The following is a 24,762-nucleotide window of genomic DNA, read 5'->3' as shown; positions in this document are numbered from 1 at the left end:
TGATGGTTTCAAGCTAGTCGCTAACTATTTGATAATAAATATTATTTTTTAGTGTCCGATACGCCAGGGCATCGCTGATGGCGTCGCAGAAATTACGTAATTGCGTGGAAATACGAATTTTCGTAGAGGCTTTTACGAGATTGCGTGGTCAAGTGCCAAACCATGCCCACGATCGAATCAGTTCTCCAACTTGATTTCCAGCCGCTTGAACCTCGACGCCAAGGTCGTGGGTTTCAGGCCCAGCAGTTCGGCTGCGCCACCTTTTCCAAACAGTTTGCCGTCGGAGGCCTTGAGCGCGGCCTTCATGTTGTTGCGCTCCAGCTCCCGAATCTGCGCGTCAGTCATGATCTGGGACGAGGGGAAAGGCTTTTGGGTGACGGTGGTTTTAGGTTCGTCGGGTAAGTCCAGGTTCAGATCCGCCCCGACGGAGGTGATCAGCGCGCGCTCAATGACGTTTTGCAGTTCGCGAATATTCCCCGGCCAGGAGTAGCTTTGCAGCCGCTCGATATCGCTGTTACGCAAGCGCCGCCCTGGCATGTTCAGGCGCTTGCCGGTCTGCTTGAGGAAGTGCGCCGCCAGGGGCGCAATATCAATCGGACGTTCACGCAGCGCCGGAGACTGGATCGGGAAAACGTTGAGCCGGAAATACAAGTCTTCACGAAAATGCTTCGCAGCGACTTCCTGGCGCAGATCGCGATTGGTCGCGGCAATGATCCGCACATCGACCTTGCGGGTGCGTTCTTCGCCGACCCGTTCGAACTGGCCTTCCTGCAAAACCCGCAGCAGTTTACTTTGCAGCTCCAGCGGGATTTCGCCGATTTCGTCGAGAAACAGCGTACCGCCATCGGCCAGTTCAAAGCGCCCGACGCGATCTCGCACAGCGCCGGTAAAGGCACCGCGAATGTGCCCGAAGAATTCGCTTTCGAACAATTCGGCAGGAATCGCCGCGCAATTGACCCGGATCAGCGGGCTGGCATTACGACGGCTGGCCTGATGGATGGCGCGAGCGATCAGTTCCTTTCCCGTCCCCGACTCGCCGTTGATCAACACGCTGGCATCGGTGGGGGCGACCACGTCGATCTGTTTGATGATTTTTTTGATCGGCTCGCTCTGGCCGACGATCTCGCGGAAGTTGTGTTCGATATGAATCTCTTCCTGCAAGTAGGCGTTCTGCTCCTCCAGGCGATCCTTGAGGACCTTGAGTTCATCGAGGGCATTTTGCAGTTGGTTTTCGGTACTGCGCCGCTCGGTGATGTCGCGAAATACCACCACCGCGCCGACGATTCGGCCGTCCGATATCACCGGCGTGCTGGTGAATTCCACCGGGAACGAGCTGCCGTCACGGCGCCAGAACACTTCCTGGCGACCTTCATGAACCACGCCGTCGCGCACGGCCTTGTAGATTGGGCACTCTTCGACCGGGTAATGGCTGCCGTCGGCGTGGGTATGGTGATGAATGCGATGGATGTTCTTGCCGATCATGTCCTGGGGTTCCCAGCCCAACATACGCGCGCCGGCCGGGTTGACGAAGGTGGCCAGGCCTTCGCTGTTGATGCTGTAGATGCCGTCGCCCACCGAACTGAGCAACAGCTGGTTATCGCGCTCGCTTTCCTGAAACAGGTTGAGAATGTTGCGCCACTCGATCAGCCCGCCGCGCATGGTGCGCTCGGTATGCGCCTGGTCGCGCTGGTACTTTTCATGACTCAACTCGCGCATCACCAGAATCAAGTGCTGCTCACCCTTGATCTGCAAGGTGGTGGCGGAGATTTCCAGCTCGATGCGCTCGCCGCTTTTGCAGTTGCAGCTCAACTCTTCGGTCCAGCCACGACCTTTGTCCATCACTGCCTGGGTGAACACGATCAGGTCGGCCAATTGATGGCCGAACAGCTTGCTCACCGGTAGCTCCAGCAACTCCTGACGCGGGTAGCCGAGCAACTTACAGGCAGCAATGTTCAGGTCACCCAGCCGATCAGAAAACGGGTTGAGCAGCGCGATGGCCTCGGCGCAATGCTCGAACACCATGTGCCGCGACGAATACGCCAGATCGGCCCAGCCGTTGAGAGAGTCTGTTTCAGTCATGGCTACGAAGTCTCGTGATTGGCCGCTACGAATATTCGTATTTCTACGGGAATGCGTGATTCACCGATAGCATCAGATGCGCAATATAAAACCGGATCAGATTGTCATTCGTAACCTAATCAATCACTTACCACTGCACAGAAAATAATTTTATTTCCTGGCACGGCATTCGCTCTCTCTCCTGTAACCCGGCAGCCAACACAGGCTGGCGTTCAAGCACGAAGCAACTGGAGAGCGACACTATGCCAACCGTGGACATCCCCCATTACAAAGACGGCGACTTCCTGGTCAATTACGAAGAGAAAGTCTTCGAAGACATCAAGGCCGAGCCCGGCGAAAAAGTCCTGATCACCTTCCACACCATCGCCTTCGAGGGCTCCATTGGCCTGGTAAATATGCTTCAGGCCAAACGCCTGCTGCGCAAAGGCTTCGAAACTAAGATTCTGCTGTACGGGCCGGGTGTGCAACTGGGTGTGCAGCGCGGTTTCCCGACGCTGGGTGCCGAAGCCTTCCCCGGTCACCTGGCGGTCAACAAGCAGCTCATTCAATTCATGGAAGAGGGCGGTGAGGTCTACGCCTGCCGCTTCGCCCTGCAAGCCCTGTACGGGCAGACCGAAAAAGCCCTGATCGAAGGCATCCGCCCGATCAATCCGTTGGACGTAATGGACCTGCGCCTGCTGATGCGCCGTGAGGGCGCGATGATTATCGATACCTGGACGGCCTGATATGTAGGAGCGAGCTTGTTCGCGATGGCGGTGCGTCTGATACACCGCACCGCCCGCATCGCAAGCAAGCTCCTACAGGACCGTTGTCGATCTTACAAACACTACTGACCTCAGGACCCCTCATGGCCATTATTCGCGCAGCCGCCGTACAAATCAGCCCGGTGCTTTACAGCCGCGAAGGCACCGTGGACAAGGTCTGCCAACAGATCATCGCACTCGGTCGAAAAGGCGTGCAGTTCGCCGTGTTTCCGGAAACGGTGGTGCCTTACTACCCGTACTTTTCGTTTGTGCAACCGGCGTTTGCCATGGGCGCACAGCACCTCAAATTGCTCGATCAATCGGTCACGGTGCCATCCGCCGCCACGCTGGCGATTGGCGAGGCCTGCAAGCAAGCGGGGATGGTCGTTTCCATCGGCGTCAACGAACGCGATGGCGGCACGATCTACAACGCGCAATTACTGTTCGATGCCGACGGCAGCCTGATTCAGCATCGACGCAAGATCACCCCGACCTACCACGAACGCATGGTCTGGGGTCAGGGCGATGGTTCGGGACTGCGCGCGATCGACAGTGCCGTGGGGCGCATAGGCTCGCTGGCCTGCTGGGAGCATTACAACCCGCTGGCCCGTTACGCCTTGATGGCGGACGGCGAGCAGATCCACGCTGCGATGTTTCCCGGCTCCTTGGTGGGCGATATTTTTGCCGAGCAAATCGAAGTCACCATCCGCCATCACGCCCTGGAATCCGGCTGCTTCGTGGTCAACGCCACCGCATGGCTGGATGCCGATCAGCAGGGCCAGATCATGCATGACACCGGTTGCGGCCTCGGCCCGATCTCGGGTGGCTGCTTCACCGCCATCGTCTCTCCCGAAGGCAAATTGCTCGGAGAACCGCTGCGTTCCGGCGAAGGCGTGGTGATTGCCGACCTCGATCTGGCACTGATCGACAAGCGCAAACGCATGATGGATTCGGTCGGGCACTACAGCCGTCCGGAGTTGCTCAGCCTGTTGATCGACCGCACGCCCACGGCGCATGTCCATGAGCGCGGCGGCCACTTTGCATCGGTTGCCGACGAGGAGTCCGATCATGCAAACCAATGAATTGCTCGCTGAACTGCAATGCCATGGCGTGCGTTGGCCGGCTGCGCAGAACGGCTTGTCCCGGCAAGGTGGCGCGGGACCGTCGGATCACAAGGCGCTGAGTTTTGGCAGCCGGACCATGATGGTGCCGATCCTCAATCAGGCCTCGCAGGATTCACCCTATCAAGCGCAACCCAGCGCCGATGGCAGCCAGGCGCTGATCTTTCGCGAAGGCCTGCAGGTCGGTCAAGTGCAGATGCCAGGCGTGCCGAAGTTCTATGGTTTGAGCACTGCCGACGGTATCCCTTATTGGAAAATAGCCACGTTGCACAGCAGTGATGTACTCGCTACCACGGTGTTGCAGCACTGCATTCGCTTCAATGACCGCGGCAGTTCCTGCCAGTTCTGCGCCATCGGCCAGTCGCTGGCAGCGGGTAAGACCATTGCCCGAAAACGTCCGCAGCAACTGGCCGAAGTGGCAAAAGCTGCAGTGGAACTCGACGGCGTCAAGCATATGGTGATGACCACCGGCACTCCACAAACCCCGGACCGTGGCGCGGCGATTTTGTGTGAATCCGCCGCGGCGGTCACAGCCGCCGTCGATCTCCCTATTCAGGCCCAGTGCGAGCCGCCGGACGACGATCACTGGTTCCAACGCTTGGCCGACAGCGGCGTAGTGTCGCTCGGCATGCACCTGGAAGCGGTCACCGATGAAGTGCGCCAACGGATCATGCCGGGCAAGGCCGAAGTCCCGTTGAGCCGTTATTTCGAAGCCTTCAGTGCGGCGGTCGAAGTGTTTGGCCGTGGCCAGGTCAGCACTTACATCCTCGCCGGCCTGGGTGACAGCGAAGCAGCGATCAGTGAAATGAGCGAGCGTTTATGCGCGCTGGGTGTGTACCCGTTCGTGGTGCCGTTCGTACCCATCGATGGCACACCGTTGGCTCATCACCCGAAACCCGACAGCGCGATGATGGCCAGGCTCTACCCGCAGATCGGCGCCAGCCTACGTCGCCACGGTTTGCACTCCGATCAGATCAACGCTGGGTGCGCCAAATGCGGCGCGTGCTCGGCCCTGAAAAGCTACGAATAAGCCGGAGAACACCCATGCTGAATCTCGCCTTTGCTTTGGTCGACAGCACGTTCGAACCGTTCCGTGCCGGTGAATTGCTGGTCAAACCCGCCAGCGAACACTGGGAGAAACAGGCCTATTTCGCCCTGCGCCGTTCGGTGTTTTCCGATGAGCAACAACTGCTGGTGCAGGACAAAGACAGCCATGATTTCCAGGCGATCGCCATCGTCGCCTTGGCCGGCAATTGCGGCATCGCTGATCAGGTGGTCGGTGCGGTGCGCATCTATCAGCCAGAGCCGGGTTTGTGGTACGGCGGACGCTTGTGCGTAGCGCCGGCGTATCGGCGGCACAGCATGATTGGTAGGGCGCTGGTCAATGAAGCGGTGTCTCGGGCCAAGGACCTGGGTTGCGAGATGTTTCGCGCCACTGTACAGACGCAAAACGAAACCTACTTTCACGGCTTGAGCTGGCAAACCCTCGAACAACTGGAATTGCTCGGCCAGCCGCATTACCTGATGCAGGCGGATTTGCCGAGCTACCCGTTGATGCCGCGCCAAGTGTCGTTACGTGCGCTGAAGGTGGCTCGCCATGACTGACGTCGTTGATTTACCCGCGCTGCTCGAGACCTTGCGCAACACCCCAGCGATGCGCTCGAAACAGGCGATCCAGCAACCTGCGGCCGTTATCGGCAGCGCAACACAAGCGCTGACCCGCGAGCAACTTTACGCCCTGCCCGGCGATGACACGGCAGCGATTGCCTGTGGCGATCATTTTCAGCTGCTGGCCATCGAAGGCATGTTGCCGGCCTTCGTCGAGGCGGCACCGTGGTTTGCCGGGTGGTCGGCGGTCATGGCCAATGTCAGCGACATCACCGCCATGGGCGGTCGCGCCACGGCGGTGGTCAACGCTTATTGGCATCACGACGACGCGGCCGCGCAGCAAATCCTCAAGGGTATTCGCGCTGCTTGCGAGGCCTATGGTTTGCTGCTGGCCGGTGGGCACACCAGCCTCACGGCGGGTAATCCAGCTGCGCTGGCGGTGGCCATTACCGGCAGCGCCCGAAAATTACTGTCGACCTTGCATGTCGGTCCCGGCCAGGTCATCGCCATGGCGGTGGACCTTGAAGGGCATTGGCATGCCAACAGCACGTACTGGAAAGCCTTCGATGGCGTACGCGCCGAACGCTTGCGCAGCAAGCTCGATGTGCTGCCGCGCCTGGCTGAAGCCGAGCGCCTGCACGCGGCTAAAGACATCAGCAACGCCGGTGTCCTCGGCAGCCTGTTGATGTTGCTGGAAACCACCGGCTGCGGCGCGACCATCGACCTGGCGTCGCTGCCGTGCCCGCCGGATGCCGATCTCGCTCGCTGGCTTCAGGTGTTTCCCAGCTATGGCTTTTTGATGACGCTGGATGAGCGTGACTGGCCGCAAGTGCAGAGCGCTTTTGCCTTTGAAGGCGTGCGCTGCGAACGCATTGGCCAGGTCAACGCCAGTGGCACGTTGCGTGTCCAGTCCGGCGCACAACACGGCGACTTCTGGAACCTGCGCGAGCAGCCGTTTACCGGCTTCAGCTATCCCCATCTCGATCTGACCGCTTTAAAACCTAATCAACAGGAGCACTGACATGCCCGCCGTCAATTTCAAAATCCGCTGGCCCAATGGCCGGGAAGCGACCGGTTATTCGCCTTCGACCGTGATCTATCAATACCTGGAGGAGGGCGCCAGTTACCCGCTGACGGACTTTCTGCAACGCATCGAAAGCGCATTGAACAATGCCTCGGAACGGGTCAAGCAGGTCAAGGGTTTCTATTGCAGTTCGGCGATGGACACCTTGAGTTCCCTCAAGGGCCAGGCCAGTTACCTAGTTGATCCAGCCCTCGCCGATGGCCAGGTGGACATTCTGAGCATGCGTACCGAAGGCGCCGGTCAGGTGTTCGGCACCGGCTGGGGTTCATTCTGATTCATCGATTTTTCCCTTAACCCTTTCGTTACCCAGTACCGGAGCACCCCATGACCAGCCACCTCACTTCAATCAAAACTCCACACCACAGCGTGATCGTCGTCGGCGGCGGTCAGGCCGGGTTGTCCGCCAGCTACTACCTGCAACAGCAGGGCATCGATCATCTGGTCCTGGAAAAACACAGCCTGACCCACACCTGGCGCAATCAGCGCTGGGATGCCTTCAGTCTGGTGACGCCCAACTGGCAATGCGCATTGCCTGGCTACAGTTACACAGACGGCTTCAACGGCAGCGATCCTCATGGGTTCATGAAGAAGGACGAGATCAACGAATACCTGGCCGGATTCGTCAAATCGGTCAATGCTCCGGCCCGTGAAGGTGTCACGGTCCAGCGCGTGGTGCCTCGAACCCAAGGTGGTTTCGAGGTGCATACTTCGCAAGGCGAATTCACCGCCGATCAGGTGATTGTCGCGTCGGGCGGTTATCACACACCGATCATCCCGCGCCTGGCCGAACGCTTGCCGGCGGGTATTCATCAGCTTCACTCCGAGCAATACCGCAATCCGCAGGCCTTGCCCATCGGCAATGTGCTGGTCGTTGGCTCCGGGCAGTCGGGTGCGCAAATCGCCGAGGACTTGCACCTGGCCGGGCGCAAAGTCTATCTGGCTGTCGGTGATGCGCCACGTTGCGCACGTTTCTACCGGGGCAAGGACGTGGTCGATTGGCTGGCGGAAATGGGTTACTACGAGATTGGCGTTGATACCCATCCGTTGCGTGAAGGCGTGCGCGATAACACCAACCACTACGTGACCGGTCGCGATGGTGGCCGTGATATTGACCTGCGCAACTTTGCCCGCGAAGGCATGGAGCTGTTCGGTCGGCTCGACGGCTTGCAAGGTACACGCCTGCAGTTCGCGAACAACCTGGCCGAGAATCTGGACAACGCCGATGCGGTGTACAACCGGATCAACGGCTCGATCGACAAGTACATCGAGCAACAAGGGATTGATGCGCCTTCCGGCGAGCGCTACCAGCCGAGTTGGGTACCCGTGCAGGAGCGTAGTGAGCTGGACCTGGTGAGCGAGGGCATCACCAGCATCATCTGGTGTATTGGCTTCAGTCCGGATTTCACTTGGGTCGAGGCACCGGTCTTCAATGGGCGTGGCCATCCTGGCCACCAACGCGGAGTAACGGCACAGTCTGGTTTGTACTTTCTTGGATTGCCGTGGTTGTACACCTGGGGATCAGGACGTTTCTCGGGTGTAGCGCGGGACGCGGAGTACCTGGTGCAGCACATTATCGAGGGAGCGCTTGAAGGCACCTCACGGAAACGACGTTTAGTGGCAGGGTAGGGCAGACCACCAAATCCTCTGGCTTGTGTGAGCAGGCCAGAGGCGTTTGCTTCTAGCACCGTGGATGGCTGAAACAAAGTTTATCGTGCATCCGGGTGCTGGGGATCTGGAGGATGACCGAAGCCCGCCCAAGGCAGGATCGTTCTCGTATCCATCACGATCTCCGGAGGACGAGCCGCATGAGGCGGTGTCAACAGTTGTAGGCACAGTACTAGATACGCCATCGGGTTCATGAGCGCTCCGGGAGGAAAATCCAACCCTTCCGACAGTGTCGACCATCGGATGGGACAAGTTCGATGGTGTATGGGGCGATCAGCTTTCATTGCTTGTATAACGCAGGGCGCGTTCGGTGAAATCGGCATATCCCAAACGACGCTCGAAGGTTTCGAAGTCTTCGAGAAGCACGTCCGATCGATCCGCATCCGGATCGCTCTTGTATTGTTTCAGCGCAACTTGAAGCGCCTTGGTCACTGCCAGCAGGCAGAAGCCATAATCGATGACTAGATCCGCTGCGCCGTCCCATTCATCACGATGACGAACGCTGGGTAGATTGATCACGATGTACTTGCCGGGAACTTTCTGTTTAATTTTCCGCAGGGTCGCAGGATCTGCACCGTTGGCAAAAAAGTGGGTGATCCCGATATTGGCGAATGCTTTTAAACGTTCGACGCATTCGTCGACATCATGCGTGGCCCAGATGGCGTCAGTTCGAGCAATGATCAAGAACTCAGGGTTGCGTCGAGCATCCAAGGCTGCTTGCAGGCGCTGTAGCATCAATTCAAGCGGAACCAGTTTTTGTTCCAGATCAGTGTGTTTACCACCGGCATGATCTTCAATGTGAATGGCCGACACGCCAGCCTCTTCAAACGCCTGTACTGTTCGCCAGATATTGGCAGGGTCGAAAAAACCGCCCTCGGCATCGGCAATCACCGGCACGCTGACGGCGCTACTGACAGACTTGGCATGACGGGCTAACTCCTCGAGCGTCAACACGCCGACGTCGGCAAGTCCGAATCCGGCTGCGGCTGTTGCATAGCTGCCAACGTAGACTGCCGGGTAACCTGCCGCCTGGACGAGCATGGCGCTCAAGGCATCATAGGCCCCAGGTATCACTAACGCCTTTGGACCGCTGAAGGCCTCGGTCAGCGGATAAAAGCCTTTCTTTGCATGCATTTCAACTCTCCTGTAAAGGGACGGCGCTAGGGGCATTGACGTTTCAGCTTGAGGTAAGGAATGAGCCCGCCAGCCTCGAGAACCAATAAATCCGAGGCACTGAATGGCTTGAAAATCAGTTCAGTGCCTCGACTGAGGTTGATGACCCGGTGCTCTTTCCAATCCACTTCTATTTCATCCCAGCGGCTCACCAGTCGGGTGATACCCGGGCACTCGATTTGTGCGAAGCCTTCGGCCATTTCGCCCCACCAGTAACCCGGGGAAAAAGATTCTGCGATGACGGCTGTTATGCCCAGCTTGCGCATGGCTATCATTGGCGGATAGTGCGGATGGCCGTAGCCGAAATTGGCTGCGCCGACTAACAGATCACCCGGCCGCATACGCTCGGCAAAGTGCTCGTCGTAAGCGTTCATGGCCACCTTGGCCAACACCTCGGCATCGCTTATCCGGATGTTTTTGACGCCGACGATTTGATCGATATCGAAATTTTCTTCTTCAAATACATAGGCGACGCGGCCGCGCAAATTGACCAAACTCATGACGAATCCTCAAAGGTAATGACGAGGGTCGGCAACCTTGCCTTCAATGGCGGCCGCCGCCACGGCAGCAGCACTGCACAGATAGATTTCGGAGTCGGAGCTGCCCATCCGCCCGCGAACATTCAAGGTGCCGGTGGAGACTGCGCGTTGTCCTGCATTCATGGTTCCGATGCGCCCGTAGCAATAATCGCAACTGGGCGAGGAGATGAATGCGCCGGCCTCGACCAGTGTGGTCAGCAACCCTTCTTTAGCTGCGGCCGCCATGATCTGTTGACTGGTGGGCACCACGTAGAGTGAAAACCCGGGCGCCAGCGTGCGGCCCTTGAGAATTTGCGCAGCAATGCGCAGGTCTTCGAGACGGCCAGAAGCACAGGAACCGAGGTAGCCGACATGCACCTCGAGACCGAGATAGTCAGTCAGATCGCGGGTTCCAGCGGAGCTGGGCGGAATCACAATCAAGGGTTCGATGGTGCCGAGGTCGATGGTGTGGACCGCCCGGTAGCGAGCATCCGCATCGCTGTAGACCGGTTCCAGCACTTTGCGCGACCTGGAACGGGCATAATCGAGCCTCACGGCATCCGGTGCGACGATCGCGGAAATCGCCCCGGTGAACATGGCCAGCCCGGTGATGGTCTGCAAGCCTTCCACCGACAGGCTGGCGAGCCCACTCCCTGCCAGTTCCATTACACAAAACTGGCACGCGCTGGGTCCCAGGGTTTTAACCAGATAATTGAGCACATCGCGAGCCATCACGCCTGCCTGCAATTGGCCATTGAAGTCGATACGTACCGTCTCGGGCACACGCAGGGAAACGGTGTCCTGAACATAGGCTTCCAGCATGTTGCGGTGAATACCCAGGGCGAGTGTGCCGAAGGTGCCCAGTTGTGAAATATGCGGGTCGAAATGCACCGCCAATGCGCCCGGTACGGCATAGCCGACTTCCGCCGCGACCTGATGGCCGATACCCCGACGCTCGAACACTTCAACTCCATTACGAGTCGCCCAGTCGCGGGTTTCTTTGTGGAATTGTTCTTCGCCCGGCGTAATAGCGGGAATCATATGGTCGATAAAAACACCAAAGCGCGCAGGTTCTTTTACTTGTATGACCTGGAACTCGCTTTCCATTTCCTTGAAGTAGCGATCAGTGTAACCCGGGAAGTCGTATGCCAGTACGAAGTCTGGTTTTACTTGAACTTCATCACCAGCATTGACTGTTGCCAGGCCCGCAGTTCGGGCCAGTATTTTCTCTGTCATGGTGTAGCCCATCGGAATACTCCTGCACGAGCATAAAATATAAGGGATTAAATGAAGTATTTGATTTTTGGCCCGGGCAGACAAACGCATAATTCTTATTGCAGCTAGTCACCGGGCTGATTGATAAATTAAAGACCGGAGTTTAAACGTGACAACTGCATCCTTCGATGCAGTTGTCTTTTCGCAGAATTCAGCGAAGTTCTCAGGCCACCACGGCGGTGATCCGCGGTTCAAGACGTACAAAACCCACCAATAACACGGCGCCAATCAGGAGCATCGCAGCGATGACGAACAGACCGTTATCCAGGCTGCCGGTGTTGGTTTTGATCAGGCCAAGCATGTACGGACTCACCACGCCGCCGAGCAGGCCGATGGTGTTGACGAATGCGATGCCGCCCGGCGCAGCTTTGCTGGATAAATAGCACATGGGCATTGCCAATGTGATCGGCATGGCCGAAAACACCGCGGTGCTGGCGAGGGTCAACGACAACATCGTCAACAGAAAGCTGCCATGGACGATTGGCAATAGAGCCAGCCCTACTGCTCCTAACAAAGCGCAGGCAGCCGCATGCCAACGACGCTCCATGGTTTTGTCCGAGTGTCGCGAAACGAGCACCATGCCGATGGCCGTAGCTCCGTAAGGAATGATCGACCACAGTCCGATTTCGGTTGAGGTCTTGATACCGGCGTCCTGCATGAGCATCGGCATCCAGAACGACACCGAATAAATCCCGCAGATAACGGTAAACCACGCGATAGCGATGTAATAGATCACGGGATCGCGAAGCGCGTCGATGAAGTCGTGGCTCGCTTTCGATGTCGGCGTAGCAAGCCTGGCGGTAACCTGAGCTTTTTCTTCATGCGAGAGCCAGGTTGCGGCCGAAGGACGATCAGGTAACAACAACAGTGCCAACGCACCGAGCAGCACCGAAGGCACGCCTTCCATCATGAACAGCCATTGCCAGCCGTGCAGGCCGCCGGCTTCGTCCATCGCGTCGAGGATCCATCCGGAAATCGGTGCCCCAACAACGCCTGCAATGGCGGCGCCGCTGAGGAAAATAGCAGCCATTTGCGCCCGGCGGGCAGGCGGATACCAGAGCGTCAGATACAGCAGGACCCCTGGCGCGAACCCGGCCTCGAAGATCCCGAGTAGCAATCGCACCAGGTAAAACGATGTCGAACTGGTCACCAGCATTGTGCAGCAGGACACCAGTCCCCAACAGATCATGATTCGGGCAATGGTCAAACGTGCGCCTATTTTGTTCATCAACAGATTACTGGGTATCTCACACATGAAATAACCGACGAAGAACATTCCCGCGCCCAAGCCATATACCGCATCCGAGAAGTTAAGGTCGGCCTTCATCTGTACGGCGGCGAACCCTATATTGACCCGGTCAAGGTAGGCAAATACGTAGCTGACAAACAGATAGGGAAGTAAGCGCCAGGTTATTTTTCGATAAGTGGCATCTAGTAGGTCGGCGTGTCCGATGGCGTTTTCAGGGTGCATTAGTTTGTCTCCGACAATTATTATTGGAAGAACGAGAGAGCATTAACGCTGGTTTAATAATGATTTAAATCAGTGGCTGCTTTTTTCGGGTGTACGAACTCCTTCACTAGTTAAAGCGTCAAACTCTCAAGTTCACGGCCTTGTGAGTATTTAAAGGTGTCTATCGAATAACTGATTAATGCGATGTTTAAGCGCCATCCGAATCGGGTGATGACGTTGCGTGCGAGGGCTTACTGCGCTTGCATGCGCAATGCCGCATCCAGCCGTATCACCGAGCCGTTCAGCATCGGATTTTCGATAATTGCCCGTACCATCGCGGAGTATTCGGTGGGCTTTCCGAAGCGATGAGGAAACGGAATGTCAGCGATGAGTCGATCTTTGATTTCTTCATCAATCGATTCAAGCATCGCCGTGCCAAACAAACCTGGGGCAATGGCAGTTACCCGAATGCCATATCGGGCGAGCTCCCTGGCCGCCGGGAGGGTCAGGGACACCACACCTCCTTTGGATGCGGCGTAAGCACTTTGGCCGATCTGGCCTTCGTAGGCAGCAATCGAGGCGGTATTGATGATGACGCCGCGTGCGCCGTCAGAGTCGGGGATGTTGTCTTTCATCGCATCCGCCGCCAGACGTAACCAGTTAAAGGTGCCCAGGAGGTTAATGCGGATGACGCGCTCAAAATCACTCAACGATGCCGGACCTTTTTTGGAGATGATCCGCGCAGACGGCGCAACACCCGCGCAATTGACCAGCACCGCGGGCAGTCCCACCGTATCTATGATTCGTTGCATGGCGGCACGGGAAGCGTCGTCATCGGCCACATCACAAGCGACCGCCATGCCATCGACGGCGTGAGCCACTTGGTTTACGGCTTGTTCGTTGAGGTCCACGATCACCACTTTGGCTCCACGTTCGGCCAAGTCCATGGACGTGGCTTGGCCAAGGCCTGAGCCGCCACCCGCGACAATCACTACTTTATTGACGATATCCATCCACTCGCTCCCGGGTTGGTTTAGTACAAGGTGTCGACGAATTGCGTGAATGCCTGCAACGGTGCACGCTCGGCAACAAATGTGTTTTCCGCGGCAGTCAAATCGCCGTAGCCGAGCGCCATGCCGCAGACCAGTTTCTGACTGTCGGCGAGGCCCAGGCGACGGGCGATAACGGCCTCGTATTTTACAAAGGCCTGCTGGGCGCAGGTGTCCAGCCCGTAGGCTTTTGCCGCGAGCATGATGTTCTGTAAAAACATGCCGTAATCGAGCCAGCGGTTGCTATCTAGGTCTCGATCAATGGTGAAAAACAGACCGACCGGGGCGTCGAAAAAAATGAAATTTCGCGACGTTTGCCTGAGCATTCCCTGTGTGTCATCTCGGGTGATGTCGAGTGATTCGTACAGATCCCGCGCGACTTTTCGCCGCCGGGAGCGATAGGGCTCACGGACGTGATGGGTTTGTGGTTGTTCCTTTTGATCGGAGCTGCCGGCAAGTGCCAACGCCTGTAGCTCAAGACCGAGATTGATCAACGGCGCATCGGTCAGCACCCACACCTGCCACGGCTGGACGTTCGAACCACTCGGTGCGCGCGCGGCGAGTTCCAGCACCTGCTCGACTGTTTCCCGTCGTACCGGGGTTCGCAAAAACGCGCGCACGGAGCGACGGGACGTAATGACCTGCCGGGCACTGAGTTCCGCGTCGTGCGCCTTCAGGGGCGGCTGCTTTGTATCCATGGTGACCTCATCGTTCTGGCATCAGCACCGGGCTGGCCATGTTCAGATTCGCCAGTTCGTACCCACGCTCGAAATCCTGGATATGCTTTTCCATCCACTCCCGGGCGTTCGCTGCGTCATGGGCACGAATCGCCTTGTATATCTGCTCATGTGCGGTCAAAAGCCGCTGGCCCGCATTAAGACGTGACATCACCGCGTAAAAAGGCGGATAGAACAGCGTGCTCAACGGTGCACGGGCCATTTGAATGGCACGATTGCGAGTGGCCGTGGCGACCAATTCGTGAAACTCGATGTCCAACTCCACCAGGCTGGCGCTGTCCTCCAACGCCTGGCGTGTCGCGGCGAGATTGGCTTCGATGGCGGCGAAGTCCTCGTCGTTGCCGCGTACCGCCGCGGCGGCTGCGGCGGCAGGCTCCAGGGCGTACATCGCTTCCCACAATTCCTCAAACGTCACCTGGTTCAGCACCATGGTCGCGGTGAGGCGCTGGGAAATATCTCCCGAATGGGGAATCGAGGTAATCAGCTTGCGTCGTCCCGGTTCCCTTTTGACGAACCCGTTCTGTTCCAGCACGCGGATGGCTTCGCGAATGGTCGAACGATTGACGCCCAGCTGTTCCGCAAGCCTGGATTCTGCCGGCAGGATGTCCCCGGGCGTAATTTCCCCGGAGATAATCCGCTGCTCGATCGTTCGAGCCACCATGCGGAAGCTGGACTCTGTCGGGTCGCTATTAACTGGACGTGCCATGGATGGACTGTTCTTCAAGGGTGAGTCTCTTTTTTTCAAGTGCCCTGAGTGCGCTGCGCTGGATCTTGCCTGTCTGGGTCTTGGGCAGCGCGTCGACGAACTCAATGGCGCGTGGATATTTATAGGGAGCGGTCATCTGTTTGACGTGTTCTTTCAGATGTCGGACCAGTTCCTCACTTGGCTTTGTACCCGGACGCAGTATTACGAAAGCCTTGACGATTTCACCCCGTTCCACATGTGGCGTTCCAATGACCGCACATTCAAGGACACTCAGGTGAGAGAGCAGGGCATTTTCAACTTCGGTTGGGCCGATGCGGTAACCCGCTGAATTGATGACATCATCGCGCCGGCCACTGTAGAAGAAGTATCCGTCCGCGTCTCGGCTTCCGATGTCTCCCGTGATAAACCAACGCTCGCCGTCCGCCTCGATATACGACTCGCGGGTACGCGCTTCGTCCTTGTAATAGCCAAGCATCAGCAGCGGATTGGGGACGCGCACCGCGATATCGCCTTCACTGCCCCGAGGCAGTCGTCGCCCTTGCGCGTCAATGATATCGACATCGCTGCCCGGCAAAGGCAAGCCCATCGAACCTTCACGGGTCGGAATGCAGGCATAGTTAGCCAGGGTCATGAGCGTTTCGGTCTGGCCGAACGCTTCCATGACTTGGATGCCGGTTTTTTTGTGCCACTTTTCGGCCACAAAGGCGTTGAGTCGCTCGCCGGCCGATACGGTGTGGCGCAGCCGCGATAGGTCGAAGCTAGCCACATCTTCATCCACCACCCGAAACAGCTCGGTGCCGGGCGCGCAATAGACGCTGACGTTGTACTTGGCCAGTAACGCCAGGCGCTGCGCGGGATCAAACGGGCCGTCGTAGAAAAAGGTGCAGGCCCCGGCGCTCCATGGGCCGAACAGGATAGACGTACCGGCCTTGCTCCAACCGACGTCGGCGGTGCACCAGATCACATCGCTGCGATCCAGGTCGAGCCAGTATTTCGCAGCTTCGCGCCAGGCATATAGACTGCGCGCGGGGTGCAATACGCCTTTGGGCTCTCCGGTGGAGCCACTGGTGTAATACAGAATGGCAGGATCGTCCAAAGACAACACGGCGGGTTCGAAGGCGCCGTCGGCTTCGATCATCGCGTTCTCACAGGATTCGAAACCTGCGGCGATTCCCAGCGATAACCTGACCGGTACTTCATTCAGCACATCGACGAACTTTTCCGCATGTTCGGCCCGGACCACCACGGCGCGCACCTCGGCGTGACGGACGCGGTAATTGATGTCCTTGCGGGTGAGCATTTCAACGGAAGGGATCGGGATCGCGCCCAACTTCAGGCAGCCGACCATCGCCACCTGCCAGTCCGGAATGCGCGGGAGCATGATCAACACCCGATCGCCTCGGCGTATGCCGCGTTTGGCCAGCACCGAAGCGAACCTGTCGGTGAGGCGTGACATGTCGGAATAGGAGAGGTGGATTTCCTCGCCTGCAGCATTCGCCCAGATCAGTGCGGGACCATCGGCTTCACGCGCGTAGCGGTCGACAACGTCTGTGCCGAAGTTAAAAGTCGACGGCAGCGCCCATTGAAAGTCCCGGTAGGTCTGGGTGTAATGAACCATATTGCGGGCCATGATTGTTCTCCTCGAGCTCCATTATTCTTGTTCTTCAGCATCATTGAGCGGGATCAGATCACCTTTGTTCGTCGCCACTCATCAAGTTGCGCGCTGCTGTAGCCAAGCGCACCAAGTACCCGTTCATTGTGTTCACCGAGCAGTGGCGGCGGACTCCTCAGGGAGCAGGGTGTCATCGAGTACTTGACCGGAAATCCCAGCTGCGGGATCAAGCCTTCTACAGGGTGTTCAATGTGCTGAAGCATGTGTCTATGACGTGCCTGCGGTGCGTCGAGGGCTTCGGCGACATCGAGCACCGGCCCGACAGGCAGGTCGATACCCTTGAAAGTGTCTACCCAGGCATCACGAGACCGGGTGGCGAACAAAGTGGCCAGTACTTGCTTTTGCAACAAGCAGCGGTCGCCGGTTGGCCATTGTTCATCCTTGAGTTGATCCAGTTGCAGATGCTCGCAAAAACGCAGCCAGAAATGCTGCTCTATCAGCCCCAGCGCGAGATACTTGCCATCGGCACAGAGGTAGACGTTGTAGCAAGGGGCCTGGCCGATAAAAGGGCGCTCGCCACCTCTGGGTTCGATGTCAGCGAACAATAGGTCGGCCGCATGCAGGGCCAGCCAGGAAATCGCCCCGTCATGCATCGACACATCCACCATTTGGCCCTTCCCTGTACGGTGACGGGCGTGCAGTGCCGCAAGAATGCCAGTGGTGGCCATCAGTGAACCGCCGCCTACATCAGCGATCGACAACCCTGGCACAATGGGCCCTTCACCGGCCCTACCGAATAGCTGCAATGCACCGGCCTCAGCCATGTAGTTGAGATCATGCCCGGCTTTCAGATGGTCGGGACCATCCTGGCCGTAGCCGGAAATGGCGCAATAGACCAGACGTGGATTGATCTCACTTAATGTCTCGTAGGACAGTCCCAGGCGTCGCATCACCCCGGGACGGAAACCCTCGATCAAAACGTCCGACTCACGCACCAGGTCGAGGAGGATCTGTTTGCCCGGTTCGCTTTTCAAGTTGAGCGTGACGCTTAGCTTGTTGCGGTTGAGCAGCAGAAAGGAACCGGATTCCACTTTGTTCAGTGGCGTAAACGCACGGTTGTAGTCCCCGGTCAGCGGCTGTTCGACCTTGATCACATCGGCGCCAAGATCGGCCAGCATCTGCGTGCAGAACGCTCCCGGCAACAAACGGGTCAGGTCCAGAATCTTCAACCCTTCAAGGGCCATACCTTCAGGTTTCATCGTCGATTCCTCGCTCAGCACGCCGTCCAGCCGCCATCAACGGCCAGTGAATGACCGGTGACATAGGCGGCTGCCGAAGAGGCCAGAAACAGACTGGCGCCCACAATTTCCTGTGGCTCGCCGAAACGTCCCATGGGGGTGCGATCCAACACCCGGCGCCCAAGCACCGGATGGGTGCGCAGGCCTTCAGTCAGGTCAGTGGCGAAATAGCCGGGTGCAACGGCATTCACTCGTATGCCTTTAGGTGCCCACTCTAGGGCCAATTGGCGGGTCAACATTTCGACGCCGCCCTTGGCAGCGCAATAGGCGGTGGTTTTAGCCAAGCCGACACGACCCGCCACTGAGGTGATGTTTATGATCGAACCCTGGCCTGCGTCGAGCATGAATTGCCCGACGTGCTTGCACGTAAGAAACACACCCGTGAGGTTGACGTCGAGAATCTGTCGCCACTCCTGCAGGGTGGTTTTTTCTGCAGACTTGTACCAAGGGTTGATACCCGCGTTGTTCACCAGAACGTCGATCCTGCCGTAGGTTTCATGCACTGATTTGCTCAGGGTCGACACGCTGTCTTCATCGGCGATGTCAGCCACAAAAGCAACGGCTTTGCCACCGGCCTCAACAATTTCGCTGGCGGCGATATTCAATTGCTCGAGATTGCGACCCACCAGAATCACGGTGGCACCCTGCTTCGCGAACCCATCGGCAATTGAGCGCCCCAGTCCGCGGCCACCGCCGGTGACGATCACCACTTTATCCGCGAGGTCTGTGAACACGGTCGCAGGGGTAAGAAGGGCCTGGTTCATTGGGCAGTCCTCCCCAGACGACGAGCGATACTCCAGCGATGCACCTCGGACGGACCGTCATAGATCCGGAATGCGCGGACATCACGAAAGATCCGCTCAACTTCGGTATCGGCGGTGACACCCATACCGCCGAGCACTTGTACGCAACGATCGACGATTCGCCAGATGGCCTCCGAAGCATGCACTTTGACCATGCTGCTTTGCGCGCTGGCGCGTTCGCCGGTATCGAGTAACCAGGCTGTGTGCCAGATGCTCAAGCGGGTGGTGTGCAAGTCGATCTCGTTATCGGCCAGCATGAAGCCGATACCCTCGTGAGCGACGATAGGATGACCAAAGGCCTCGCGTTTCTGCGCATAGGCCACAGCGATATCGTGGGCCCTTTGCGCAGCTCCCAGCCAACGCATGCAGTGGGTCAGGCGCGCCGGAACGAGGCGTACCTGTGCGTAGCGAAACCCTTCACCGATTTCGCCAAGCACGTCCGCTTTGGACACCCGCATGTTCTCCAGCCTGACTTCAGCGTGGCCGCCGGTGAACGATGAATCGAGCGTGTCCAGCGCGCGTTCGATGCGAAAACCCGGATTGGGCAGGTCAGCCAGGAACATGGTGGCACCGACATCCACGTCGTCCACGATCGTGCGGGCCATGATGATGGTGAACGCCGCACCGTCCGCACCGGTGATCAGCCATTTACGACCATTGATGACGAAATCGTCGCCGTCGTTGATTGCCGTGGTCTTGAGCAGTGTCGGATCAGAGCCAGCCCCCGGTGAAGGTTCGGTCATACAAAAGCAAGAACGTGTTTTGCCTTCTGCCAAAGGCTTTAGCCAGCGCTCCTTTTGCTCAGTGGATGCGACCGCTTGCATCAAATGCATGTTGCCCTCATCGGGCGCGGCACAGTTCAACGCCACGGGCCCCAGCATCGAGTAACCCGCCGCTTCGAAAATCACGGCGCGGCCAATGTGCGGCAAACCAAGGCCACCCAAAGAAGTGTCAACATGGGGGCTCAGCAAGCCTGTTTCGCGGGCATGCGCGATCAGCTCACTGCGCAACTCGTCGCTGGGCCCATGGGCAGTGCGCCGCGGGTCTTTCTCGTAGGGGATGACCACCTCTCGAATGAAAGTGAGGGTCTTGTCTCGCAACTGTACGAGTGAGTCGGGCAGCGTGAAGTCCATAGCAACGTCCTCAGAGAATTTTATCGTTAGCGATAGTAAGGGTGAATTCGAAGAGGTCTTCGGCCAGTTGGCCGAAGTCGGCGTAACGCGGATCTTTGGTTTCACCGAGCAGGTGGCGGCGGTGCAATTGTTGAAACACTACGGCCAGTTTGAACATCGTCAGGACCCGGTAGGGCTTCAAGTCTTCCAGGCCGCGTCCGGTCAGCGCGCTGTAGGTATTAGCGACTGCTTCGCGATTGGCAAAGCCCGGTTGCAGCGTCGGCATTTGCGCCAGACGGTGCATGCAGGAAGGATCGTCCGGTTCGCTCCAATAGCTCAGGAGCGTGGCCAGGTCGAACAACGCATCGCCCTGGGTGCCCATGTCCCAGTCAACGATGGCGCGGGGTTGCAGGGTTTGCGGGTCAATCAGAATGTTGTCCAGCTTGAAATCGTTGTGCAGCAAAACCGGTTTGCCCGCTGCAGGGTCGGGGACATCGGTCAGCCATTGAGCGAGGGTTTGGGCAGGGCAGCTCAAGCTGCCATTGGCAATCAATTGCGCGCGCTTGATCCAGCCAAGTGTATTACGCCTGAAGAAGCCTTGCGGGTGACCGAGCGCTTCCAGCCCAACACTGGCGAGGTCGACCGCATGCAATTGCGCGAGCGTTTCCACCAGCATATTTGACAGTTGATGGCCTGTGTTTTCGGTCGCAGGCAGTGGCTGGATGCTGTCCCCGCGCAAAGAAAGTCCGGCGCGATAGTCGATCAAAAGAAACGGCGCACCGGCGATGGCGGCATCAGAACAGAAGTGATGGCTGCGCGGAGCCAATGCGAATGTTCTCCAGAGTCGAAAAAGGATCCGGTGCTCACGCTGCATGTCGTTAGCGCCCGGCGGTAACGGACCGGCTGGAGGGCGACGCAGCACCATCCAGTTGTGGTTGATGCGTACCAGGAAATTCAGGTTCGCCAGGCCACCCGACAATTGTCGAGGGGCGACCCCGGGATCCATCTGCAAACGATGGCCAGCGAGATAACGCTCGATGGTTGGCCAGTCCAGCGCCTGGCTTGCCAACTCTGACCTCAGTGCAACGCCCTCGGGATATTGACGCCGGACAGTGGGAGTAAATCCGATCTCGACCATAACTGCTGTCTTCCAGATGTTGAGCTTTGGAGGATTATTGTCGGACCGAAAAATGATCGTCAAGCGATATAATCACCTGTTGCGCATATTCACGATACCGATTAAGAATATTGTCGGACTGAAATGACGATTGACGGAGAACCTGAAATGGTTGGCAATATCATAGGTTGGGCTCACACCCCCTTCGGCAAGCTAGCGAATGACACGCTTGAATCGCTGATTACGCGGGTTACTGTGGACGCTTTGGCACATGCGGGTCTTGAAGCTCTGGATGTGGATGAGATTGTCATCGGGCACTTCAACCAGGGGCTGGATCCTCAGGGATCTCCGGCGTCCCTGGTTCTGCAGGCCGACCCCGGCTTGCGCTACAAGCCTTCGACACGAGTGGAAAATGCCTGCGCCACGGGTTCCGCAGCGGTAAGACAGGCATCCAGCCTGATCATGTCCGGCCAGGCGAAGGTGGTTCTGGTGGTTGGCGTCGAGAAAATGACTGCGGTCGCTGAAGACGTCGTGCGCAAGGCGCTGGTTTCGGCCAGTTACGTAGCCCAGGAGGGCGGCCCCGAGGCATCGTTCGTCGGGTTGTTCGCGGGTATCGCCCAGCAGTATTTCGCCCGCTATGGCAATCAATCCCTGGCACTTGCCCACATCGCGGCAAAAAACCATCGCAATGGCAGTCTCAATCCATTGGCTCACTTGCGTAAAAACCTGGACGTGGATTTCTGTCACCAGGTGTCCACCGGCAACCCTTATGTCGTTGCTCCGTTGCGTCGCACGGACTGCTCGCTTGTGTCTGACGGGGCTGCGGCGTTGGTGCTCGTCAGCGACGACATGGCGGCACGAACAGAGCGGGTGATCAGCATTCGTGCGCTGGCACAAGTCAATGATTACCTGCCGATCAGTCGCCGAGACATTACCCGCTTCGAGGGTGCTGCCAAGGCCTGGCAAGCTGCGCTGGGCATGGCCGGGCTGGCACTCGACGACCTCGATTTCGTTGAAACCCATGACTGTTTCACGATTGCCGAACTGATCGAATATGAGGCGATGGGGCTCACCCCTCCAGGTCAGGGCGCCCGGGCCATTCTGGAAGGATGGACAGAGCCGGGTGGGCGATTACCGGTGAATCTGTCCGGTGGCTTGAAAGCCAAAGGGCATCCGATCGGCGCGACCGGGGTGTCCATGCACGTCATGACCGCCATGCAGCTGGCCGGCGAATCACCGGGCCTGCAACTGGCCGATACACCGCGGCTGGGCGGAATTTTCAACATGGGCGGAGCCGCCGTGGTCAATTACGTCAGCATTCTCGAACGTACCCGATAAGCACGGCTGACGCAGCCGATCAACGCAGGAGACTGGAATGGGAGACATCGCGGCCTTAGGCCTTTTGAATTACGTGCGCGTAAAACGGAGCGAACGGGTCGGATGGATCACGTTCGACCGTCCCGAGGCAATGAATGCATTGAACACCCAGATGATTCTGGAAATTTCCCAGGCGCTGGATTGTTTTGAAGAAGACGAAAGCATCGGCTGCATTGTCTTGACCGGCAGCAACAAGGCTTTCGCTGCGGGGGCAGATATTCTGGAAGCGCTCGATCAGGAATTCCCGCAAACCAGCGTCAATAATTTTCTCGGCGAATGGGACCGAATTGCCCGCTGCCGTAAGCCCATGATCGCTGCGGTGGCCGGTTATGCGCTGGGCGGAGGCTGCGAAGTGGCGATGATGTGCGACTTGATCGTGGCCGCAGACAACGCCAGTTTCGCGTTGCCGGAGATATCTCTGGGGTTGATACCCGGTGCGGGCGGAACTCAGCGTCTATCGCGCTGGGTCGGTAAAGCAAAAGCCATGGATCTGTGCCTGACGGGCCGTCGGATCGGTGCCGAAGAAGCCGAGGCTATCGGACTGGTATCGAGAGTGGTGCCCACGGGGCAGTTGCTGGACGAAGTCAGTGCGATTGCGAAGAAAATTGCCGAGCGTTCATTACCGAGTTTGTTGCTCCTTAAAGAGTGTGTGAATCGAGCGTATGAAACCGGATTGAGCGAAGGGCTCGGTTTCGAACGTCGCACGTTTCACTCGTTGTTCGCGACCCAGGATCAGAAAGAGGGTGCCCGCGCATTCGTTGAGAAACGATTGCCAGTCTTTCGGCATCGCTGATAGGCAATAAGACCTCTGTTAAAGCGAACAGGCCGGATCTTCAGATCTGGCCTGACGGTTTCGCACGTCTGAAAACCGAGTGTGTTTATTCATATACGACGTACCCATAACAATAAAACAGGTATACAAAACATGACTCCGAGAATGAATGTTGTCTGCTTGACGGGCATAGTGGCCGCGGTTCCGGCCCTGGCCCAAGCCGACTTTCTCAAAGACAGCCGCTTGAATTTCAGTACCAAAAACTACTATTTCAATCGCGATTACCGAGACGGCACTGGGCCCTCCAAGGCCGAGGAGTGGGCACAAGGTTTTGTTATGAAATACCAATCCGGTTATACCGATGGGCCGCTCGGGTTCGGACTGGACGCAATCGGCATGCTCGGCATCAAGCTTGACTCTGCGCCTGAGCGTTCGGGTACCGGCATACTGGCGCGCCAGGCTGTGTCCGATGATCCAGGTAAGCCCTACGCCAAACGCGCTGCTGATGACTACTCGAAGTTGGGATTGACGGCCAAGGCGCGCCTCTTTGACAGCAACGAACTATTCGTCGGTAGCCTCCAACCCGCAGGCATCGCGGTGATACAGCCAAACATCAGTCGTCTATTCCCCCAGACTTTTGAAGGCCAGCAACTGACCAGCAAGGCCATCGGAAACCTGACGTTGAACCTGGGCCATATCAGTCAAGTGAAGCAACGCGACTCTACCGATTTTGAAAAAATGGGAATCACCAGCCAATCCGGACAGTACTCCAGCGCGGCGCGCTCTGACGATTTCAAGTTTGCCGCGGCCGACTATCAAATCACCCGGGATCTGCTGGCGAGTTTGCATTTCGGCCGACTCCAGGACATCTACCAACAAGGTTTCGTGGGCCTCAAATACAACACGCCATTGGGCCCTGGTCGTCTATTGGGAGAGCTACGCTACTTTGATGGCAGCGACGCTGGTGCGGCACTGGGAGGCCATGTAGATAACCAGGCGCTCAGCACCAATATCGGGTATTCCATCGACGGTCATACCGTCAGTGGCGGGTATCAGAAACAGTGGGGCGATACAGCCTATCCGTTGATTGACGGCACGGTCAGTTACCTGTTCACCGAGTTGCAGGTCAGTAACTTCTCCCGCGCCAGGGAACGCTCCTGGCGCGCGCGTTATGACTACAACTTTGCCGCTGCGGGAATGCCTGGGCTGACGTTCACCACGGTCTATGTGCAGGGTGACCAAGCCAGGGTGGTGAACATGAATCAGGAAGGCCAGGAGTGGGAACGCGACACCTACATAACCTATGTCGTGCAGGACGGTCCGCTGAAGAATGTCGGAGTGCAATGGCTGAACGCGACTCAGCGCTCCAATTACACGCGCAACACCGATGAAAATCGCTTGATTTTCAGCTACAGCCTGGCGTTGAAATAGCGCTACACACATAAAAAAGCCGTCTTTTTAGA

23 protein-coding genes are annotated in these 24,762 nt (G+C 57.7%); 10 read left to right on the top strand and 13 right to left on the bottom strand.

What is annotated here, in order from left to right; genetic code table 11:
• Positions 1-177: 177 nt before the first annotated feature.
• The gene (locus tag PMI31_RS10810) at positions 178-2,079 is read right to left on the bottom strand and encodes a sigma 54-interacting transcriptional regulator (RefSeq protein ID WP_008018052.1); all 1,902 of its coding nucleotides are present in this window, start codon (positions 2,077-2,079) and stop codon (positions 178-180) included.
• 242 nt (positions 2,080-2,321) lie between these two features.
• On the opposite strand from PMI31_RS10810, the gene PMI31_RS10805 reads away from it, so the two are divergent.
• The 7 genes from PMI31_RS10805 (at position 2,322) to PMI31_RS10775 (ending at position 8,261) form a co-directional block, all read left to right on the top strand.
• Positions 2,322-2,804: an MSMEG_0572/Sll0783 family nitrogen starvation response protein gene (locus PMI31_RS10805; protein ID WP_007969977.1), complete on the top strand. Its 483-nt coding sequence runs from the start codon at positions 2,322-2,324 to the stop codon at positions 2,802-2,804.
• A 122-nt stretch (positions 2,805-2,926) separates the two neighbouring features.
• On the top strand, positions 2,927-3,904 hold the full coding sequence (locus PMI31_RS10800; RefSeq protein WP_008018051.1) for a Nit6803 family nitrilase: 978 nt from the start codon (positions 2,927-2,929) through the stop codon (positions 3,902-3,904).
• A complete protein-coding gene (locus tag PMI31_RS10795; protein WP_008018050.1) occupies positions 3,891-4,973 on the top strand; it encodes an MSMEG_0568 family radical SAM protein in 1,083 nt (360 codons plus the stop codon). The genes PMI31_RS10800 and PMI31_RS10795 overlap by 14 nt, the downstream gene beginning before the upstream one ends.
• 14 nt (positions 4,974-4,987) lie before the next feature.
• Positions 4,988-5,548, top strand: coding sequence for an MSMEG_0567/Sll0786 family nitrogen starvation N-acetyltransferase (locus PMI31_RS10790; protein WP_008018049.1), 561 nt, complete (start codon positions 4,988-4,990; stop codon positions 5,546-5,548).
• The gene (locus PMI31_RS10785; RefSeq protein ID WP_008018048.1) at positions 5,541-6,572 is read left to right on the top strand and encodes a sll0787 family AIR synthase-like protein; all 1,032 of its coding nucleotides are present in this window, start codon (positions 5,541-5,543) and stop codon (positions 6,570-6,572) included. The genes PMI31_RS10790 and PMI31_RS10785 overlap by 8 nt, the downstream gene beginning before the upstream one ends.
• 1 nt (position 6,573) lies before the next feature.
• Positions 6,574-6,909, top strand: a complete 336-nt coding sequence (locus PMI31_RS10780; protein ID WP_008018046.1) for an MSMEG_0570 family nitrogen starvation response protein — start codon at positions 6,574-6,576, stop codon at positions 6,907-6,909.
• A gap of 50 nt (positions 6,910-6,959) precedes the next feature.
• Positions 6,960-8,261, top strand: a complete 1,302-nt coding sequence (locus PMI31_RS10775; RefSeq protein WP_008018045.1) for an MSMEG_0569 family flavin-dependent oxidoreductase — start codon at positions 6,960-6,962, stop codon at positions 8,259-8,261.
• A 312-nt stretch (positions 8,262-8,573) separates the two neighbouring features.
• Here the strand turns inward: PMI31_RS10775 and PMI31_RS29445 are convergent, their stop codons facing one another.
• The 12 genes from PMI31_RS29445 to PMI31_RS10715 form a co-directional block, all read right to left on the bottom strand.
• On the bottom strand, positions 8,574-9,434 hold the full coding sequence (locus tag PMI31_RS29445; protein ID WP_008018044.1) for an isocitrate lyase/PEP mutase family protein: 861 nt from the start codon (positions 9,432-9,434) through the stop codon (positions 8,574-8,576).
• Between the two features lie 26 nt (positions 9,435-9,460).
• Entirely contained in the window at positions 9,461-9,973 is a 513-nt protein-coding gene (locus PMI31_RS10765; RefSeq protein WP_008018043.1) for a hypothetical protein, read from the bottom strand.
• Positions 9,974-9,982: 9 nt separating this feature from the next.
• Positions 9,983-11,239 (bottom strand): 3-isopropylmalate dehydratase large subunit, encoded by a 1,257-nt coding sequence (locus PMI31_RS10760; protein ID WP_008018042.1) that lies wholly within the window; start codon positions 11,237-11,239, stop codon positions 9,983-9,985.
• Between the two features lie 190 nt (positions 11,240-11,429).
• On the bottom strand, positions 11,430-12,737 hold the full coding sequence (locus PMI31_RS10755; protein ID WP_008018041.1) for an MFS transporter: 1,308 nt from the start codon (positions 12,735-12,737) through the stop codon (positions 11,430-11,432).
• A 230-nt stretch (positions 12,738-12,967) separates the two neighbouring features.
• A complete protein-coding gene (locus PMI31_RS10750; protein ID WP_008018040.1) occupies positions 12,968-13,729 on the bottom strand; it encodes an SDR family NAD(P)-dependent oxidoreductase in 762 nt (253 codons plus the stop codon).
• Positions 13,730-13,749: 20 nt separating this feature from the next.
• Positions 13,750-14,463, bottom strand: coding sequence for a nitroreductase (locus tag PMI31_RS10745; RefSeq protein ID WP_008018039.1), 714 nt, complete (start codon positions 14,461-14,463; stop codon positions 13,750-13,752).
• 7 nt (positions 14,464-14,470) lie between these two features.
• Positions 14,471-15,208, bottom strand: a complete 738-nt coding sequence (locus PMI31_RS10740) for a FadR/GntR family transcriptional regulator (RefSeq protein WP_043302335.1) — start codon at positions 15,206-15,208, stop codon at positions 14,471-14,473.
• Positions 15,192-16,838, bottom strand: coding sequence for an acyl-CoA synthetase (locus PMI31_RS10735; protein WP_008018035.1), 1,647 nt, complete (start codon positions 16,836-16,838; stop codon positions 15,192-15,194). The genes PMI31_RS10740 and PMI31_RS10735 overlap by 17 nt, the downstream gene beginning before the upstream one ends.
• A 53-nt stretch (positions 16,839-16,891) precedes the next feature.
• The gene (locus PMI31_RS10730) at positions 16,892-18,079 is read right to left on the bottom strand and encodes a CaiB/BaiF CoA transferase family protein (protein ID WP_008018034.1); all 1,188 of its coding nucleotides are present in this window, start codon (positions 18,077-18,079) and stop codon (positions 16,892-16,894) included.
• Between the two features lie 14 nt (positions 18,080-18,093).
• On the bottom strand, positions 18,094-18,882 hold the full coding sequence (locus PMI31_RS10725; protein WP_008018033.1) for an SDR family NAD(P)-dependent oxidoreductase: 789 nt from the start codon (positions 18,880-18,882) through the stop codon (positions 18,094-18,096).
• A complete protein-coding gene (locus PMI31_RS10720; RefSeq protein ID WP_008018032.1) occupies positions 18,879-20,054 on the bottom strand; it encodes an acyl-CoA dehydrogenase family protein in 1,176 nt (391 codons plus the stop codon). The genes PMI31_RS10725 and PMI31_RS10720 overlap by 4 nt, the downstream gene beginning before the upstream one ends.
• A gap of 10 nt (positions 20,055-20,064) precedes the next feature.
• Entirely contained in the window at positions 20,065-21,171 is a 1,107-nt protein-coding gene (locus PMI31_RS10715; RefSeq protein ID WP_008018031.1) for a phosphotransferase family protein, read from the bottom strand.
• 147 nt (positions 21,172-21,318) lie between these two features.
• On the opposite strand from PMI31_RS10715, the gene PMI31_RS10710 reads away from it, so the two are divergent.
• From PMI31_RS10710 to PMI31_RS10700, 3 genes are all read left to right on the top strand, one after another.
• Complete coding sequence (locus PMI31_RS10710; protein WP_008018030.1) at positions 21,319-22,488, top strand: acetyl-CoA acetyltransferase; 1,170 nt, start codon at positions 21,319-21,321, stop codon at positions 22,486-22,488.
• A gap of 37 nt (positions 22,489-22,525) precedes the next feature.
• Positions 22,526-23,320, top strand: a complete 795-nt coding sequence (locus PMI31_RS10705; protein WP_008018029.1) for an enoyl-CoA hydratase-related protein — start codon at positions 22,526-22,528, stop codon at positions 23,318-23,320.
• A 132-nt stretch (positions 23,321-23,452) separates the two neighbouring features.
• A complete protein-coding gene (locus PMI31_RS10700; RefSeq protein WP_008018028.1) occupies positions 23,453-24,730 on the top strand; it encodes an OprD family porin in 1,278 nt (425 codons plus the stop codon).
• Positions 24,731-24,762 lie beyond the last annotated feature (32 nt).

Source organism: Pseudomonas sp. GM55 (assembly GCF_000282395.1).
In the GTDB taxonomy this organism is placed as follows: Bacteria; Pseudomonadota; Gammaproteobacteria; order Pseudomonadales; family Pseudomonadaceae; genus Aquipseudomonas; species Aquipseudomonas fluorescens_CC.
This window is presented reverse-complemented; position numbering and strand designations above follow the sequence as displayed.